The 19,874-nt window shown below is 44.1% G+C and carries 12 protein-coding genes; all 12 read left to right on the top strand.

From position 1 onward, the window contains the following. The first annotated feature begins 176 nt into the window (after positions 1 to 176). The 12 genes from AC1XUD_RS04380 to AC1XUD_RS04325 all read left to right on the top strand — a co-directional run bounded on the left by AC1XUD_RS04380 (position 177) and on the right by AC1XUD_RS04325 (position 19,828). Entirely contained in the window at positions 177 to 1,106 is a 930-nt protein-coding gene (locus AC1XUD_RS04380) for a hypothetical protein (protein ID WP_483359744.1), read from the top strand. A gap of 240 nt (positions 1,107 to 1,346) precedes the next feature. Continuing rightward, positions 1,347 to 1,952 carry an RNA polymerase sigma factor gene (locus AC1XUD_RS04375; RefSeq protein ID WP_483359743.1) on the top strand — a complete coding sequence of 202 codons (606 nt, stop codon included), beginning with the start codon at positions 1,347 to 1,349 and terminating at the stop codon, positions 1,950 to 1,952. Between the two features lie 261 nt (positions 1,953 to 2,213). After that, on the top strand, positions 2,214 to 3,332 hold the full coding sequence (locus AC1XUD_RS04370) for a FecR family protein (protein WP_483359742.1): 1,119 nt from the start codon (positions 2,214 to 2,216) through the stop codon (positions 3,330 to 3,332). A gap of 193 nt (positions 3,333 to 3,525) precedes the next feature. Further along, positions 3,526 to 6,834 (top strand): SusC/RagA family TonB-linked outer membrane protein, encoded by a 3,309-nt coding sequence (locus tag AC1XUD_RS04365; protein WP_483359741.1) that lies wholly within the window; start codon positions 3,526 to 3,528, stop codon positions 6,832 to 6,834. Positions 6,835 to 6,846: 12 nt separating this feature from the next. Beyond that, the gene (locus tag AC1XUD_RS04360; protein ID WP_483359740.1) at positions 6,847 to 8,355 is read left to right on the top strand and encodes a RagB/SusD family nutrient uptake outer membrane protein; all 1,509 of its coding nucleotides are present in this window, start codon (positions 6,847 to 6,849) and stop codon (positions 8,353 to 8,355) included. Positions 8,356 to 8,534: 179 nt separating this feature from the next. Further along, positions 8,535 to 9,833: a DUF3472 domain-containing protein gene (locus AC1XUD_RS04355; protein WP_483359739.1), complete on the top strand. Its 1,299-nt coding sequence runs from the start codon at positions 8,535 to 8,537 to the stop codon at positions 9,831 to 9,833. 110 nt (positions 9,834 to 9,943) lie between these two features. After that, positions 9,944 to 10,474, top strand: a complete 531-nt coding sequence (locus AC1XUD_RS04350; protein ID WP_483359738.1) for a discoidin domain-containing protein — start codon at positions 9,944 to 9,946, stop codon at positions 10,472 to 10,474. A 299-nt stretch (positions 10,475 to 10,773) separates the two neighbouring features. Continuing rightward, a complete protein-coding gene (locus tag AC1XUD_RS04345) occupies positions 10,774 to 13,644 on the top strand; it encodes a PVC-type heme-binding CxxCH protein (RefSeq protein ID WP_483359737.1) in 2,871 nt (956 codons plus the stop codon). 187 nt (positions 13,645 to 13,831) lie between these two features. Next, positions 13,832 to 14,218, top strand: coding sequence for a metallophosphoesterase (locus tag AC1XUD_RS04340; protein ID WP_483359736.1), 387 nt, complete (start codon positions 13,832 to 13,834; stop codon positions 14,216 to 14,218). After that, positions 14,215 to 14,922: a hypothetical protein gene (locus tag AC1XUD_RS04335; RefSeq protein ID WP_483359735.1), complete on the top strand. Its 708-nt coding sequence runs from the start codon at positions 14,215 to 14,217 to the stop codon at positions 14,920 to 14,922. The genes AC1XUD_RS04340 and AC1XUD_RS04335 overlap by 4 nt, the downstream gene beginning before the upstream one ends. 220 nt (positions 14,923 to 15,142) lie before the next feature. After that, positions 15,143 to 16,888, top strand: coding sequence for an SMP-30/gluconolactonase/LRE family protein (locus tag AC1XUD_RS04330; RefSeq protein ID WP_483359734.1), 1,746 nt, complete (start codon positions 15,143 to 15,145; stop codon positions 16,886 to 16,888). A gap of 216 nt (positions 16,889 to 17,104) precedes the next feature. Continuing rightward, the gene (locus tag AC1XUD_RS04325; protein WP_483359733.1) at positions 17,105 to 19,828 is read left to right on the top strand and encodes a PQQ-dependent sugar dehydrogenase; all 2,724 of its coding nucleotides are present in this window, start codon (positions 17,105 to 17,107) and stop codon (positions 19,826 to 19,828) included. Positions 19,829 to 19,874: the final 46 nt, after the last annotated feature.

The raw sequence follows: 19,874 nt of genomic DNA, 5'->3' as shown, positions 1-19,874 counted from the left end.
TGCTACGGACTATGTCCGCACTCTTGGTGGTCAATCTTTCCAATTACCAATCTAATTGTTGTTGCGGTTGTTGAAAGCAACCAGATCATTCTTCCTTTTACATTTCGGTTCATCCTAACGTGACGGCTGTCGCACGTGGCATACAACATTTTACTCCCATAAATCATATTCAAATTATGAAAACTGTTTTTAAAGGTTTAACATCACTCACATTCGCTATCGTATTGGTTTCAAGCGCTTTGGCGCAAAAGGAAAATCCGAAAGTTATAATAACCGGAGTTCGTTTTGCATATCCGTTGGTTGATAAGTGGATCAAAGATTATAGGGCTGTTAATCCCGGTGTAGATGTCATAATCGAAACCCGGACTGTTACCGATCCTGAAAAATACGACTTGCTGATTGAAGCCATCGAGCACGAAAAGTCTGTGAAAGAAGGTCGTGAGTATATATCAATTGGGAGATATGCATTACTTCCTATTGCGAATTCAAAATCAGCATTTGCAAAAGAATTCGGTGAAAAGGGATTAAATGAGAAGCTGTACAAACAGATATTCTTCCATGACGTTTTCGCTGAAAAAGGAGAATCAATTGCTCCTCCTTTCACCATATATACACGCTTGCAAAAGGCAGGTGCTCCAGCAACCTTCGCCAAATATTTTGGCTACGAGCAACAGCAGATCAAAGGAAAGGCAATTGCGGGAGCTGACGAGCATTTGATCAAGGCATTGTTGAAAGACGAGACTGCCATTTCATATACAGTTCCATCACTTGCATTCGATTTAACAAGCCGCAAACCAGCAGAAGGTCTGACGATCATCCCGGTTGACTTGGATGGTAACGGAAAAGTTGGGAAAGACGAGCGTATTTTTGATAACCTGGATAAGGTGCTGACCACTTTGGAATCACAGAAAGTGAATAACGTGCCTGTTGAATACATTCATTTCTCTATCGATAAAAATTCAACTAACACAGAAGCAACCAGGTTTTTGCTCTGGGTAGCCTCGAACGCGGATAAGGATCTGCATAACTTCGGATACCTGTTACCGGAAGCGAAAAGAATTGAAAACGAGAAACATAGACTGGAAAAGTTTTCAGCGCTGAAATAGACTTTTTGTCCTGCTGATACATCTCTGTATCAGCAGGATAACTCAAAATATCATATTCAATATTTAATTAATTCCAATCTCAGTCAAGAAGGCGGGAGTGAAATCTGAAACTGTCAAATTTTGTCAGTTTTTTGTGGTTTTTAAGCATACCGTTTTCGGACCAAACAGGGATTTCGAGTTGCTTGGTATATTATATCTTTGTTAATTAGTGGTCGACAAACTACGAGATTTACTAATTGAATGGATATTACTTACCCAGCTGCTGGACGGGAAATTAGTGAGGAGCTTTGGGGGAAATTCAAAGCTGGTGACCCTGATGCACTCGGTCGTTTGGCTGATATCCATTACCGTGGCCTTCTCAACTACGGCGGCAAATTTTCCCGCGATATGGAGTTTGTCCGGGACTGTATTCAGGATGTATACCTTCAGTTATGGGAGCGAAAAGTTTTTCTGGCCGACGACGCCGTTGTTAAGTCCTACCTCTTCAAGTCGTTAAGAAATAAAATTTTCAAGGAAAGCGTTCGGCTGAAACGCCTGGGCGAATCTTCGGAGTTACTGTTTGAGCCGGAGGACTCTTCGGGAACTATTGAATCGCATCTGATCGAAGATGAACATCAGACTCAGGAACTTAGGCATCTGAACCGCATCATATCCGGGCTGAGCAAACGCCAGCGCGAAATTGTTTATCTGCGATATTACCAAGGTCTTGGCAATGACGAGATTGCCGAAATTATGGACATCGGCAAGCCCGGTGTGGCTAATCTTCTTTCCAAAACCCTCCGTGAGATCCGCGACCAGTGGGGAGTCGTTTTCTGGCTGCTAGCCAGCATCTTTTCCGTTTTGTAAATCGGGCCTTCTTGATTTCAAAGTTACCAATACCGAATTTTTGAACCAATTATCTACCTACTCAGATCGCTCTTATTACTTTGTAATTTGGTTTTTTGGCTATGTAGATCGCCTGTTATTTTCAAGTTTTGTTAGTGTTAATTTGTTAGTTTTAAAATAACAGAAAATTTTTTTGAAAAATAATGGTGATAAACTGATGACATCAGGATAATCATACATGAAGTGTGTTCGTGCACATAAATTTTATCCGGAAGCATTGAGATGAGTAATAACGATCATATAACGTTTGAAGAATTAGCCGGAAATCGGGCTTTCCGCAGGTGGATACTCGATCCAACCAAAGACTCGTCAGTGTTCTGGGAGAATTGGAGCCGCGAAGCGGAGGGGAGGACTGAGCTAATAGCCAGGGCCAGACTTTTGGTACTTGCGCTGGATGAACAGTTTGGTGAGGCGACCGATGAACAAATGGTTCAGGCTGATCTTCAGAAATTGATCAACAGAGCCCACGATCAACGGGATAGCAACGATCGGCCTGAAAAAGCCAGAACGGGAAGAATTTCTGCATATATCTGGCGTGTCGCCGCTTCGCTTATACTGTTGGGAAGTGTCGGAATCTGGTATTGGCAAAGGCAGCAAACTGCAATTCCTGAAATTGTTAAAATCTATTCAGGTGAGGAAGAGAGTGAATGGCTGACTAAGACTAACACAACTAATAAAACCCAAACGGTTTTGCTCAACGATGGTACTGTAGTCATGCTTGAAAAAGAGAGTGCGCTAATATATCCGGCGACTTTTTCAGGTAAAAACCGTGCGGTATACCTATCGGGAGATGCCTTTTTTGATGTGACAAAAAATCCTAAAAAACCATTTCTTGTTTTTGCAGGACAGACAGTTACAAAAGTTTTAGGAACCAGCTTTCGGGTACGGGCGCTTGATGAAGATGGCGATGTATTGGTTGCCGTGAAGACTGGAAGGGTATCCGTTTATGCTCAAAAGGAATTTCGTGGCGCCGGGTTTAACGGCGACTCTGTAAGAAGTGTCGTGTTGACGCCAAATGAGGAGGTGCTGTTTAGTACGAAAGCCAAAAAGAACGAAAAGGAGATCATTACTGATCTGGAAATACTATCCAGCTTGCCAGATGAGGATGAAGTGATATTTGAAGAACGGCCGGTTTCGGAGATATTTCAAAGTCTGGAAAAGAAGTATGGAATTGAGATTGTCTATGACGAGAGCAAGCTTTCTTCCTGCACATTGTCTACTGTTTTCAAAGAAGAGGGCTTAAAACAGCGCCTCAATGCAATTTGCACGGCACTAGGAGGGACGTATAGTATAGAGGGTGAGAAAGTCGTGATCCATGCAACGGATGGATGTAATCAATAACTAAATTTACTGCCTAACCTAAAACTCAACCATAATCACAATCCTGCCCATGAAATAGCACGCGATTACAAAAAAAGCCAGCAGTGTTTGCCCCACTACTGACTTCAGTTTTTTCCCGGAACTTGTAAGTCCTTCAAAAAAGGACACGGGAGTAATTTGTCCAATTCAGAAAAGAACAAACCAATTCAAAAGTATGGAAAAACGTCGACAAAGTACTCGGCTGTTACTTAAAGCAATGAGAATTTCTTTCTATCAACTTTTACTGGCTATTATGTTTGCGGGTTTATCCTTCGCGAGCAGTGCCGGCGCACAGGAACTTTTAAAGCAAAAGGTTTCTATTCAGGTTAAGAATCAGGAGATTAAAAGCGTGCTGAAAGAGCTTGACAAGATCTGTAAAGTTCATTTCACTTACACGCCATCTATATTTCCGGCCAAACACAAAGTGAATCTTCAGGTGACAAACAAGTCGCTGGAAGAGGTATTGGACGAACTGCTTTTGCCATTGGAAGTTAGTTATCAGGTGGACGGGCAGCAGGTGATATTAAAAAAGCAACAGGCCGATCAGGGAGCGTTAAAGGATGAAGCAAACAATTCCACATCTGTTGATAAGCAGATAAGAGGAACTGTTAAGGATGAAAAAGGGGAGCTGTTGGCCGGCGTGACTGTGATGGTCAAAGGTACCAATCAGGGAACGGTGACAGACGCTGCAGGGAGTTTTGGTTTGAATTTATCCGATGCGGATATTAGTTCTGCAACTCTCGTGTTCAGTTTTGTTGGGTATCAGAGTCAGGAAGTTTTGGCGAACAATCAGGCCGTATTTGATATTGCATTGCAGCCGTCTGTCAATCAGCTGGAACAAATTGTGGTGACGGGATATGGCTCCAAAAAAGCGAAATACCTTTCGAGTTCGGTGGCGGTAATTCCAAATGAAAAGTTGAGAGATGTGACTTCCAATGAGCTTTCGAGCTTGCTACAGGGTAAGGCACCGGGGGTGGTAGTTTCAACAAGTTCCGGAGACCCGACAAGTGGTTCAAATATCCTGATCCGTGGAGCAGGTACTATATCAGCCAGCACAGCACCTTTGATTATCGTGGATGGAAATATCGGAGGTTCGTATAATCCGACTGATATCGAGTCGGTTACGGTGCTTAAAGATGCGGCGGCAACAGGCTTATATGGTTCCCGTGCGGCAAATGGTGTAATTATCATCACCACCAAAATGGGGAAAGCCGGTAAAACCAAAATCGATTTTAGCGCGACCCTTGGTTTTGCGGAAGCCACGACCGGGAATTTCAAACTCATGAACTCCCAGCAACTATATGATTATCAGAAAACCTTTTATGATCGGGACCCATCGATCGTGAATACCAACACCAACTGGTGGGATCTGGCTTTCAGGAGAGGAGTTGTGAACAGCTATACCCTGTCAACTTCCGGCGGATCGGAGAAAACGCAGTTCTATGTTTCGGGTAACTATTATAAAGAGCAGGGAACAGTTCTGGAAAATGATAAAACCGGCTACAACTTCCGGTCTAATATCACTTCTAATTTAACGAAGAAGCTGAAACTGAGTGTTTTGTTTAATGGAATATTCACTCAGGACAACTACGAAAACAGCGGAACCATTTACGACGCGTATGTGAATATGCCTTTTGACAAAGCATATGACGCTGACGGGAATCCGACAGATGGCCGTACTGAGCCAAACTGGCAAGGCCGGGACCGTGAAAACTTTTTGCAATCACTACCCTATAACTATTCCAAAGCAAGAAGTCTGAATATCAATACGGATGTTAATCTGGATTATGAAATTACTTCCAAGCTCACCTTTTCATCGTATAATCGCGTCCGGTTTCTTGACTACAAAGGAGCAAGCTACTATGACAAAAGGACAAAACAAGGTGGAGCAAACGGAGGAGAGCTGTACAATGACCTGTCTTACACTAGCCGCATACTAACTTCAAACAGACTGCGTTACGAGAATAATTTTGGCGATCACAACCTTGCAGTTCTGGTTGTGGGAGAGGCTGAACGCAACTATTATGACAATGCCTCCATATCCGGCAAAGGCCTCCCTCCCGGGAGAGACGTAATGTCGGTAGCAACGGATATTATCAACAACCCATCGGGCGGAAACGATCAATATAGTTTCAGTAAATACCTGGCGCAGGCTGACTATAACTTTGCCAATCGCTATTTCGCAATTGCATCCTTTGTACACGAATATTCATCCAAATTTGGTAGCAACAATCCGGCTGGAAATTTCTATCAACTAGGTGGTTCCTGGATTGTTTCTAACGAAAATTTCATGAAGCAATGGAAGACCATCAGCTTCCTGAAACTGCGTGCCAGTTATGGAACGGTGGGTAATGCTGACGGTATATCAAATTATGCAGCATTGGGACTTTACAGTATTTCACAAGACGCCAGTTACGCGGGATTTCCAGGGGCCGCTCCATCTCAGAAAGGCAACCCTGACTTGTCATGGGAAAAGATCAAAACAGCAAACGTGGGAGCAGAGATCGGACTTTTCAACAACAGAATTGATCTGACGGTTGACGCATATGAGAAGAAATCAAGTGCGCTTTTATACAAACAGCCGTTGCAGGCCACCACGGGATATAGTTATCGCTGGGTCAATGCCGGTGCCGTTCGTAACCGCGGGATGGAATTTAGTGTTACTTCCAAAAATATCGTAGGCGCTTTTAACTGGGAAACCAACCTGAACGTTTCTTTCAACCGCAACAAAGTATTGGAATTGAGTGACGGAGCACAGGTTTTCAACTCAGGAGCTCGTCAGCCGATCGCAGTCGGGCACAATATGGACGAGTGGAATTTGCCGATATGGGCGGGTGTAGATCCGGCAAATGGCGATCCACTGTGGGAAAAAATCGTAATGGATGCAGACGGAGCCAAATACAAAGTCCTCACAAACTCATATAGTTCGGTTGCAACGGCTCAGTCTCGTCAGTTCACAGGAACATCTGCCGCTCCTAAATTCACCGGAGGTATCAGTAATGCTTTCTCTTACAAAGGAATAACGTTGAGTGCGTTCTTCAATTTTGTATACGGCAATGAGATATATAATAACAGTCGTGCCTATTTTGACAACGACGGTTTGTATGAAAGTTACAATGCCATGGTACTTGCCCCCGGATGGAGCAGATGGGAAAAACCGGGTGATATCGCTACGCATCCCAAGCCGATCGTGGGTGGAAACCATGATTCAAACCAATCGTCTTCCCGATATCTAGAAAACGGAAGCTATATCCGTCTGAGAAACGTAAAAATCAGCTACGCGCTTCCAAAAGCATGGTTGGGTACGAAGGGAATTTCAAACCTGAATGTATTCCTGAGCGGTGATAACCTTTGGACGGGCACCAAGTTCTCAGGCCCGGATCCTGAAGTTTCTTTTACGCAAACGGACCTTAGCTCAGGAGTTTCGAGTTTCAAATATCCGATCAGCAAGAAATTTCTGTGCGGTGTAAATATTTCATTCTAAATAAGATAGATAATGAAAGCGAACGATTTTTTAAAATATATACTATCAGGCGTTTTGATATTCGGTGCATCGGCCTGTGAAGAAACTTTTGCTCCCTCCACTGCAATTGAAGAAACGTCAGCGTTGACCAATGCGGGCGACGTAGAAACCGCAACAATCGGAACATATGCGGTTTTGAGAAACCCTTCTTATGTGAGAAGCGTGCATTTTCTTACAGAGTTTCCAAGTGACGAAGTCGCGCAGGGTCAGTCTTCTTCCGACGACTTAACCCGGGCATATCGGTATACTCATATTAATACTTCCACGCACTGTACTAATTTCTGGGGACAAGCATATAAGGTGATCGCAGCGGCTAACAAGATCATTGCCTACGTGCCAGACGATGCTGGCGAGGATTTGGCTCAGCTAAAAGGAGAAAATCTTTATCTGCGGGCTATGATGCATTATAATCTGGTGCGGGTTTTTGGTCGTCCTTATTCTCAGGGAAATGGAGAAAATCCGGGTGTGCCAATCTTAAAAGATGGACTTTCCGACGCTGAGTCAACCGGGCTCTCGCGTAGCACAGTAAAAGAGGTATATGACTTTGTAATTGCAGATTTGCTGAAAGCAGCCGAGCTGATGACCGCAGAAAAAAGCAATTCATTTGCCTCTAAGGAGGTTGCCTATGCACTCTTATCAAGAGTTTATCTGTATAAAGAAGACAACGCGAATGCGGTTAAGTATGCTGATTTAGTGATCGATTCGGGGAGGTATTCCTTGTTGGATGGAGCCAATTACCAGGGATATTTTAAAATGGATCCTGAGACGAATCCTGAAACAATTATGTGTATTCGTCATACCAAGGTTCAAAATGAAGACTTCTCTGCAATCGGTTCCATGTATTTCAGTGGCGATGTGGCAGGAAATCCGGCAGGACAAGGTGTTAGTGGCTGGGGTGAGATATATGCTTCACAAAAACTGGTGGATCAATATGCACTACATCCGGCGGATCTACGGAAGAGTTTCATCACACCGTATATCATGGACGGCGTGCTCCAACTAAATGCTAAGCTGACACCAAAAACGCCGATGTACTACGTCAACAAATACAATTTGCAGGAAAGTATTATCAACCTGAGCTCTCCGGTATACCTTCGTCTGGCCGAAATGTATCTGAACCGTGCCGAGGCTAATGCGAAACTTGGAAAAGTTGCCGATGCCATAGCAGACGTTAATATCATCAGAACCAGGGCCGGACTATCGGGTGATGCGCTATATACTGAGTCGCTTCCGGCTGGAAAAACAGCGTTGGATATTGTTTTGGAAGAACGTTGGATGGAGTTGGCTTTTGAAGGACATCGTTCATATGACCTGTTCCGCAACAACCGTGCGCTGACCAGAAACTATCCTGGAACGCACTCGCTAAACAATACGCCGACGACGAATGTAAACCAAACTGTGACCGCCAACGACGCCAGAGTGATATTTTTCATTCCGCAAGCTGAAATTGACAAAAACAGTAATTTGACGCAAAATCCTTGATAGTTGTTAGCAATTAGCTGTTAGCATTTAGTTTGCAATTGCCGACTTGGCGGCAAAAATTCAAGTTTAAGGCTGGAATCTATCGACGTCGAAATCGGGAATATCAGAGAAAAAATCCGCTAACAGCTGATCGCTAAAAGCTGGTCATTAAAAACTAACAGCTAAAACCCAAACGCTAAATGAAAAAAGTATTTCTGATTCTGGCCATATTCTCGAGTGCACTAGTATGGAGTTCTGGCTGCTCTGCTGATACTGATGTGAAGAAAGAGGAGGAGGTGATCCCTGATCCTATTCCGAAGCTGAGTATTCCATTAGCAGGCAATGCATTTATTACCAAAGCCCCTGCAGGGCATACCGAGGAAATAACCAAAAGTGGATTAGTAAACTGGAACAATAGCGGTGTAGTTGCGAGTACCTATTTTCGGCTCGCTCAAAAAGGAGAGTTGACTGTTTTTCTCAAGGCAAAAGTACCAGCTTCCGGAACCAGTAAAGTTAAGATAAGCATAAACGGGACGTCTTTTAATCTCACTTTGTCGGGAGCGGAATACAAAACATATTATGCAGGAAAAGTTAATATGACCGGAGACGGGTATGTGAAAGTCGACCTCGAAGGTATAAGTAAAACCGGATCTGTATTTGCCGAAGTGTCTGATATTCAGATCGGTGGTATGGCTGCTAATAATGGTGTGCTATACGCCAACGATCCGGAAAACTTTTACTGGTCAAGACGTGGGCCATCGACTCACGTTAATTATACCGTTCCGGCGGGTGATATCGAATTTTTCTATAATGAATTGATCGTTCCCGAGACCAAGGATCAGATTGGTACCTTTTTCATGTGTAATGGATTCAGCCATGGTTATTTTGGTGTTCAGGTTAAATCGGAAACGGAGCGCTGGGTATTGTTCTCTGTCTGGGATCCTGAAGGCGGAACAACCGTTCCTGTGAGATCCGGCCAGGGAGTTGTAACAAAACGCTTCGGGGGAGAAGGCGAAGGTGGGCAAAGCTATTTTGTGTACAACTGGAAAGCTGGCAACACCTACAAGTTTTTGACTCAGGGAAAACCTGATGGACAAGGAAATACGCTTTATTCGGCATGGTTTCGTGGCCCCGAGCATGACAAATGGCAATTCATGGCGACCTGGAAACGCCCCTTAACCCAAACCTATCTGAAAGGAATCCATTCATTTTTGGAAAACTTTATTCCGGAATATGGATACCTGGAAAGAAAAGGAACCTGGGGAAATCAATGGGTAAGGGATACCAATGGTACCTGGAAAGAGGTAACGGGCTTCAAAATGGGAGTTGATGCAACTGGCAGAAACAAACAAAGAATGGATTTTGCGGGAGGCGTGGAAAACGGAAAGTTTTATCTCCAAAACTGCGGCTTTTTTTCAAAGTATGTGGATGCCGGAACTCTGTTTAACCGACCGGCTGCTGGGCATCAGCCGACGGTGGATACTGCGAATTTGCCGTAAGAGGAGGAAGTCGGCTTCCGGCTGATCAAAATTTAAAGCAATAGGATTAATTGAAAGTTTATTCATTCGTCGGTGGCGACTCCGGCTCAATCATTCAAACATTAATTAAAATGAAAAAGAATATATTTCAAATGTTCATCGCGTTTGCGATAACAATCTCATTTAGTGGCTGTACTGATGAGAAAGAAGACTTTCCATTGGCAGCCAAAGCCGACAGGTCAGGTTGGTCCATTGTCTCTGTTTCGAGTGAACAGGGCGATGGCTCGGAAAATACGGGATTGGCATCAGCTGTGTTGGACGGCGATCTCAATACGATCTGGCATACCCAATATGATCCTGAGCATCCTGGTTACCCGCATTGGTTCGTGGTGGATATGAAGAAACCAATGAAAATGATAACAGTGGATTTGACCGCTCGTCAAAACAATAAAAATGGCTTCACCAAATTCAAGCTGGAAGGAAGTGCCAACGGCGAGTCATGGACTAGTCTCGGCGAATATACTTTCGTGCCCGGGACCATTACACCGCAAAGTTTTCCCGTTTCATCAGCAGTTGAATATCAGTACGTGAAACTGACGGCACTGGAAGGTTTGGCGATTCATACTTTTTTGGCTGAAATGGAGGTTTTTGTAAATGAATAAAAACGGAGGAAAGGAAAATGGACGAAAGGAGAAAGGATTAAGGGCCTGTCGAATGGAACGACTTGCCAGGTTTTAAAAACTTAAGTCAAATCTCCGAGGTGTAAATGCTTACCCGCCATTAATTCGAAAATGGTTTAGCCGAGCTTCCTATTCGCTCATTTACTCATTCAAAAATTCAAAATTAAAATAGTGGGGACAACAAATAGTATGTTTTACTATCTGTTGTCCTTTTTGTTTTTACAATAATCCTATTAAATGGATGTTGTTTAAGACAATTCTTATACTCTATAATTCAATTTATGATTAAGAACCGTTTACTCTTTTTATTGTCTTTAACTGTGGTGGTTGCTTGCTACAGTCCGGGCACTGCGAAGTCTTTCAGAAAGAGTTTTCAACAAGACACCACACGCATAGACCGGGAATATTCGCTCGAAGCAACCATGCTGGGTTATTTCGGTCCGGATGGCGCGCGAAATCCTACGCTGAAAGCTCACAAAGGTGAACGTGTACGCATTAAAATCACCAACGGCGAGCTGATGACCCACGATATTTCACTTGAAAAACTAGGTCTCAAAAGCAAAGTGATCCTGGAGAAAGGATCCAGCACCGCTCTCATTTTCGTAGCCAGAGAAAATGATACCTATTACTGCTCCGTTCCGGGTCACCGGGCGGCAGGGATGGTAGGTAGCTTCGAAGTGGTAGAAGGGGATCTTAATCAGATAACGATAGCGGGAAAACTACCTGAAAAAGATGGCCAATCCCTGAACCTGAATTTCGAATCGGGCAATACCAAAGACTGGACAGCCGAGGGAGAAGCTTTTAAGGCAGGCATTGTCAAAGACGATCCTTCTCCGATTCATGAAAAGGAAATGCATATCGGGTTTGAAGGAAAGTATTTCATTAGCAGCGGCGGAACGGTAAATTCGAAACTAACCGGGACACTTACATCCGTGCCATTTAAAGTGACAGCCCCTTTTGCTGCTTTCAGGGTATCGGGCGGGGCACTTGCAGATACCCGTGTTGAACTGGTGGATGCTGCTTCTGGTAATGTATTCTTTCATATAACAGGTTCAGGAAGAGCTACTTTGCAGCCAGTTGTGGTTGATCTTCAAGCGTATCTAAACAAAGATATATTCATTCGACTGATCGACAATGAAACCGGAATTTCCCAAATTCCATATATACCAAACGATAAATGGGCGCATATCAATTTTGATGATTTTCTACTTTATCCAAATCGCCCCGTTTTCCCTAATGAGTTGAAACAAAGTGATATCATTATACTTCCGCCATTAGATCCTGTATTAAATGCAGGTCTTTCCGGAAAAGATGCCGCCAAAGCAATGACTCCGCCGAAGGGATTTAAAGTAACCTTGGCCGCTTCGGAGCCAGATGTTGTTAAACCCATCAGTTTCACGCTGGATCCTAAGGGCAGATTGTGGGTTGTTGAAGGTCATACCTATCCTACGCCTGCACCTGAGGGACAAGGCAAAGACAGAATCCTGATTATGGAAGATACCGATGGCGACGGCGTGCTGGATAGCCGCAAGGTATTCATCGAAGGACTGAGCCTGGTAAGTGGAATCGAAGTAGGTATGGGCGGGGTTTGGCTTGGAGCAGCTCCTTATCTATTATATATCCCTGTTGATCCAAAAACGGACAAACCTGCAGGTCCGGTTCAAAAGCTGTTGGACGGATGGGGTACACACGATACGCATGAGGTTTTAAACAATTTGAGATGGGGGCCCGATGGCTGGCTATATGGTACCCATGGTGTTTTTACCCACTCCAATGTTGGAAAGCCGGGCGCTCCTGACACTCAGCGTACGAAGATCAATGCCGGAGTTTGGCGTTTTCACCCGACTACCCAGAAATTTGAAGTATTTGCCGAAGGATCAAGTAATCCGTGGGGAATCGATTTCAATGATTATGGTCACTCATTTATCACCGTTTGCGTGATTCCGCATATGTATAATACGATTCAGGGAGCAAGATATCAGCGTCAGGCCGGGAATCATTTTAACCCGTATACCTATGACGACATCAAGACCATCGCCGATCACGTACACTGGGTTGGAGAACGCGGACCACATGCTGGTAATTTCCGTTCTGCGGCGAAAGGTGGTGGCCATGCGCACGCAGGAGCCATGATATACCTTGGTGGAGACAGTTGGCCGAAGGAATACCGGAATGAGATTTTTATGAATAATATCAACGGAGCAAGATTGAATATTGACCATTTTGAAAGAGCTGGATCTGGTTACGAGGCAACGCACCGTCCGGATTTCCTCGCGATGAACGATTCGTGGTCTCAATGGCTGAATATGAAATATGATCCGGCTGGCTCGGTATATGCGATTGACTGGTATGACAAAAACCAATGCCATAGTCCAAATCCTGATGTTCACGACAAAACATTGGGCCGTATTTTCAAAATCACAAACGAAAATGACAAGTGGGTAAAAGTAGATCTGACAAAAGCTTCGGATATAGAATTGGTTAATTACCATCTGAACCATAATGAGTTTTATGTCCGTCAGGCGCGTGTGATTTTGCAGGAAAGAGGTGTCAGCAAAAAAGTACAAAAAGCACTGAAAGCTATATTAAACGATAATCCGGACGTGACTCGTAAGTTGCGTGCGCTGTGGACGTTGCATGTCACTAAAGGATTGACAGACAAAGAATTGCTTGCACTGACTTCCAACGAAAGCGAATATATAAGAAGTTGGGCCATCCAACTGATGACTGAAGACAAAGTGTTGTCAGATGAAGAATTGAAACAATTTGCAGTCCTCGCTAAAACGGATAAATCTGCTCTTGTACGTTTATATCTCACTTCTGCTATGTTGAGAATCGACCCGGCAAAAACCTGGGATGTCGTATCTGCACTTTTGCAGCATGAAGAAGACAAAGGCGACCACAATCTTCCGTTGATGTACTGGTATGCCTTGGAACCACTGGCTCCTCTGGATATGAAGCGTACGCTGCAAATAGCTGAAACAACCAAAATTCCTAAAATATTGACATATACTATCCAACGCGTTTCGGCAATCGGTACGCCTGATGCCAAGAAAGCACTACAGGATGTAAATCAAAAACTGGGACAAATGGGTCACTCACATGAAGCCCACGAAAGCCAGCTGTTGCTCTCGAAGTTGTTGTCGGAATAGATTGAACTGAGCAAAATTTCTCAGTATTATGCCCCTGTCTGCCCTAGACAGGGGCATATTTTTTTCTGTTTGGCACTTATATTCATATGAATTGTTTCTGCAAGAGGGCAGCGATCACTTGATTTCGGCTATTCTATATTAAGCTGACCAGTTCTTGATTATATCTTTCCATTTATAAAAACACTCCATGAAAAACTTCATACTTCTCTTCGTAGTTCTCCTGTCGCAACAGGTTTATGCGCAAAATGAAGATATTGTCCAACGCATTATTTTTCTGGGCGATGCGGGGGAGATAATGGATACCGCGACATATCAACCGGCAAAAGAAGCAGCGAAAAATATTCTTCCGAATAAGACAACGGTGCTATTCCTGGGCGATAATATTTATCACGCGGGGATGGCATTACCGGGCGATCCTGATACAGCTCGTACACAGAAAATTTTGCGGGGGCAGTTTGGGCCTATGCGTGAGCAGGATCAGAATGTGCCGATTTATTTTGTCCCCGGAAATCACGACTGGGACGTGATGAAGCGGGATGGTTTGAAAAAGATTAGAGCGCAGGGTAAATTTTGAAGGATCAGAACGACCCCAATCTCAGATTGGTGCCAGCCAATGGTTGTCCGGATCCATATGAGATCAAGCTTGGTGACAATCTGACAATTATTGCATTCGACAGCCAATGGTGGCTTCACCGATATGACAAAATCGACAGCGCGAGCAATTGCAGTTGTAATACCAAAGATCAGGTGGTTGCGAAAATGGATAGTCTGAGGAAAGCGAACGAAGGTAAGTTCATCCTGCTCGCTTCGCACCATCCATTTCAGAGTTACGGAGGACACGGCGGGTATATGACTTTCCCGCTAGGGGTCTTGCGCAGGATTTTGGTCGTTCCGTTTTTTCGTCAGGATTTGGGAAATTTGCAGTACAAGGGCATGATCAAAAAGATAAGAAGCGTATATGAAAGTTCTGATCAGGTTGTATATGTAGCCGGTCACGAACATGGTTTGCAATTAATTGATAAGAAAAATAACATCAGAAAAGTGCAGATCGTCAGCGGATCAGCAGCGAAAACGACTGGTATGAGAAAGAATAAAAAGAGATCCCGCGTTGAAGAAACACGCCCGGGTTTTGTGATTGTAGATCTCAAAGCTAACAAGACGTTGGATATCACATTTGTTTATCAGAATTCGGAAATTAATATACCGGATAAAAAAGGTAGGATAAAGCAGAATAACTGGGTTTTTGACCAATCAGGAAAGTTGTCAGCCAAGGAGTGAAATCGGGACAAAACGAACCTGATGCAGTCATGTCCTCAACGTATATGCCGAACGGTTGACTTTAATCTGGAGTAAGGCCGCGGTAGCAGCATTAGATTTAAGTTTTATCGACTTATAATGTTGAAAGAGAAGGTTTTACTCTTGTTTCTTTCTGCGCCATTTAACTGACTTGTTGATAGGCACAGGAAAAAGGGAATTTTAAATGACTTAACTCAAGGATATGAGAATTATTTGCACGCTCGCGTTTTTGCTGCTCGTCAATTTAGGCTATGGCCAGGCTACGGAAACTTACCTTGTCGATCCCGCTTCAGAAGTACATCAAGGTGTTCCAAAAGGCGAAATAATGAAGTTTACGCTCGACAGTTCCAGAATTTTTCCCGGTACAAGCCGCGATTATTGGGTATATGTTCCTGCGCAGTATAAGCCGGAAAAACCTGCTTGCGTATATATAAATCAGGATGGAATTCAATGGAATGCACCGGTAGTTTTCGACAATCTGATCAATTCAGGTGATATGCCTGTCACGATCGGTGTGTTTGTAATGCATGGGAAAGTAAAGGCAAGTTCTGACGAAGCGGTAGACCGTTTCAATCGGAGCTTTGAATATGACGGATTAGGTGACAATTATGCCAGATTTATTTTGGATGAGCTGCTGCCTTTAATTGAGGGAAAGAAAACGAGTGACGGCAGGGTCATTCATTTATCAAAAAGTGGTAATGACCGGGCCATTGGGGGTTCCAGCAGCGGGGCCGTTTGCGCCTTCACCGCGGCTTGGGAGCGACCAGATGCTTTTTCGAGAGTGTTTAGCACGATTGGCACCTATGTCGGGCTGAGAGGCGCCGACCGTTACCCTACTTTAATTCGCAAATTTGAGCCGAAACCTCTGCGTGTATACCTTCAGGATGGAGCCAACGACCTCAATATATATGCCGGTGACTGGTGGATGGCCAATCAGATGATGCTTCGGGCGCTCACTTTTGCGGGATATGAAGTAACCTACCAATGGGGTGAAGGGGGCCATAATGGCAAACAGGGGACCGCACTTTTCCCGGCAGCTATGAAGTATTTATGGAAGGACTGGCCTAAACCCGTGGCCAAGGGCAACTCTCAAAATCAATTTCTTTCAGCGCTGCTGCTGCCCGCAGAGGACTGGCAATTAGTGGGAGAGGGGTATCGATTTACGGAAGGTCCGTCGGCGAACGCTGCCGGGGAGGTATTTTTCCAGGATATACCTAATAATAAAACTTACAAATCGACAGAAAAAGGTGGGTTAACGCTTGTCAACGAAGATACTAAAAATGCCACATCGATCGAATTTGATAAAGACGGGAACCGATACGAATATGCGAGGGAAATTGCCTCCGTTTTAAAATATTCGCCTCATGGGAAAAAAGAAGTGGTCGTGAAAGATGTTCTGGGTAATGACCTGACGGTCGCCTTTAATGGAAACATATACCTGACTGCGCCTGATGGAAGAGAAAAACCCTCGAGCCTTTTTCTAATTCGGCCAAACGGCGAGAAAGTGCTGGTAGATTCTGGTATTTTGTTTGCCAATGGCGTCGCGCTTTCCCCGGATCAATCTACACTGTACGTGACAGAATCGACATCACATTGGGTTTATGCGTATCATATTCAACCTGATGGGCTCCTTTCGGGTAAACAGAAATATGGTTGGCTACACGTCCGAGATCAGGATAATAACGCTTGGCCGGACGGATTAACTTGTGATGCAGAAGGACGTGTGTATGTTGCGACGAAGGCGGGAATTCAGATATTGGATCAAACAGGAAGAGTAAATGCCATCCTCCCGACGCCGAATGGAAACGCCTCGAACGTTGCATTTGGCGGATCCAATTTTGATATCCTGTACGTTACTGCCAACGATAAGGTATATAAACGAAAGCTGAAAACCACTGGAGCGAACAATTGGGCAAGACCGTTTAAACCAGCTGCACCAAAGTTGTAGCAGCAGTTCCGAATAATCTTGATAGTTCGATCAATATTTTGGAATTTTCCTGAACTATAAAATTCCAAGATGCGTATTTTTGATAGTTAATAATTGAAATTATTAAGTGTATATTTGAAAAACAATTTTATTAGTAAGCTGCTTGGCAATCTGTTGACCTTTAAGCTTTAACCTTTTGACCAAACGCTTGATATTCATTCCTAATCCATTAAAAATTTGAACCAGTTCAGCTTTTTGGCGAGTGTCGCTATTCTATCAACGCTGTTTATTAGCTCTCAGCCGCTTCGGGAGTCAGCTATTTTTGTCAATGAGTCTATAACTGATGCGGAGAAAACTCAGTTTCCATCAGCAAATCCTGTGCGTATTGGCCCAGACTCCAGCCGATTTTCGTTTACAACGCTTGCCTCAGGGTTGGATGAGCCGATGGAAATGGCGATTTTACCTGATTACAGTATCGTGATTGTGGAGCGAAAAGGAGCAGTTCGCTACTATGATAATGCAACTAAAACTTTGAGTACGATTGCTCATCTGAATGTTTTCAGTGGTATTGAGGACGGGCTGCTGGGTGTCGCTGCTGATCCCAAATTCAGCGAAAATCATTGGCTCTATCTCTATTATGGAGTGGGCGGAAACAGAAATGTGAGTGAATTGGCTCGCTATGAATTTAAAAATAAGCAGCTGGATATCTCATCAAAAAAGGTATTACTGGAGGTGCCGACGCAACGTTCATATTGTTGTCATTCAGCTGGTTATCTAACATTTAGTTCGGAAGGTTTGCTCTATTTGTCAATCGGCGACAATACCAATGCAGAGGAAATCGAAGGACACAATCCGACGGATGAACGACCGGGGCGCGAACTGGCCGACGATCAGGCATCGACTGCCAATAGCAATGACTTACGCGGAAAGATTTTGAGGATAAAACCCGAAGCGGATGGCTCATATAGTATCCCGGATGGAAATTTGTTTCCCAAAGATGGATCACAGGGCAGACCAGAGGTCTTTGCGATGGGACTCAGGAATCCGTTTCGTGTGTCGGTCGATCCCAAAAATCATTACGTCTATTGGGGAGATGTCGGTCCGGATACGGAGATTCAGGCGAGTGAAGGGAAATTGAGTTACGATGAAATAAATCAGGCACGCAAACCCGGTTTTTTTGGATATCCTTATTTTTTGGGTGCAAACGAGGTTTTTCCGAAGTATGATTTCGCTACCAAAAAGGAAGGTCCTGGTCAGGATCCTGCTCATCCGGTCAATAATTCGCCCAATAATACAGGTGTAAAGAATCTGCCGCCGGCCCAGCCAGCAATGATATGGTATGGAAAAGGTCCGTCCAAAAATTGGCCGTTAGTAGGAAAAGGCGGGGCAAGTGCGATGGCCGGCCCGGTTTATTACAGTGATCTATATCAAAAAGCGCCGTACAAATTGCCGGAATATTACCATGGTAAACTGTTTATATATGACTGGGTTCGCAAGTGGATTATGGCAGTGACCCTTGATGAAAATGGTAATTACGTTTCAATGGAGCCATTCTTGCGCCAACTGAAGGTAGTCGCGCCGATGGATATGCAAATTACCCCTGACGGTGCGGTTTATTTATTGGCATATGGTACTAACTGGTTTGCAAAAAACACGGATTCAGGCATTATCAGAGTTGAATATTCGGAAGGAAACCGCAACCCTGTAGCGTCAGCGAGGGCCAGTAAAACAGTGGGTGGCGTTCCGTTAACTGTTTCATTTTCAGGAAAGGAATCAAAGGATTTTGATCAAAACGATAAGCTAACTTACGATTGGACAATCGGCGCCAAAAATTACAAAGGGCAGGATATCGTGCATACTTTTGATAAGCCGGGAGTATATCAGGTCGTATTAACAGTTGCTGATCAAAATGGAGGTAAGTCATCGTCCACAACAACTGTCAGGGTGGGGAATACTCCGCCTGAAGTGAGTATAAAAAGTGCATCTAATACTAGTTTTTATTTTGATAAAAGCAGTCTGAATTATAGGGTATCAGTGAAGGATAAGGAGGATAAAGTAATTGATAATCAAAAGGTTGTTGTTTCTTTCAATTATATTCCTTTTGGAAAAGATCTGGCGAGTGGCTTGTCTGCGGGCCATGGTGGAAACGCTGAATTTGCTGGGGCCGAAAAGTTGTACGCATCGCTCGACTGCAAGGCCTGCCACACGCTGGATACCAAATCAATTGGCCCGGCTCTGAAAGCGGTTTCAAAAAAGTATATCGACAAAAACGGTGCTGCAGACATGCTCGCTTCCAAGATTATTAAAGGTGGGAGTGGGAATTGGGGAACTTACCCCATGCCTCCTCATGCTGATTTGTCGGCACAAGACGCGAACCTTTTAGCAAGGTATATTCTCTCGCTTGAAGCGCCTCGAAAAAGCATTCCACCTACGGGGACTATCAATCTAACGACACACCAGGGTAAAGGTCGCGAAGGTGCATATTTACTACAGGCGAGTTATACAGACAGAGGTGCAAACGGCATAGAGCCCTTCACGACGAGCAGTCAAATTGTGCTACGAGATCCGTTGATCCAGATGGAAGATTATGAGGAAGGAAACGCGGGCGTAGTAATTGCAACCAAGAATACCGGATATATTTCCTATTTGGCTAATATCACAAACGGCAAGTTCGCCAGGTTTAACCAGATTGATTTAAAAGGCTTGAAATCAATTCGTTTCAGAATTCAGGAGCAGGGTGCCGGTGGAACGCTTGAAGTAAGACAAAACGGAAAAGATGGCATATTGCTCGGATCGGTTAAGATACCCGCCGGGAAAGTCAACGACCCGATCCTGGATTGGAAAGAAATCGATATGCCTATAACGCCTTCCATTTCGAAAGGTGATCTATATTTCTTATTCAAAAATCCTGACTCAAAAGGATCATTGTATCACTTGGATTGGATGCGATTTGAGCGGTAAGGAACTTGCAATATATTCTTTTACCATTCAGGAATTAAGAAAGTTC

It is taken from the genome of Dyadobacter sp. HNCC25DJ184, from assembly GCF_056895215.1.
The sequence above is the reverse complement of the archived record's forward strand: the minus strand, read 5'-3'. Positions and strand labels throughout refer to the sequence as shown.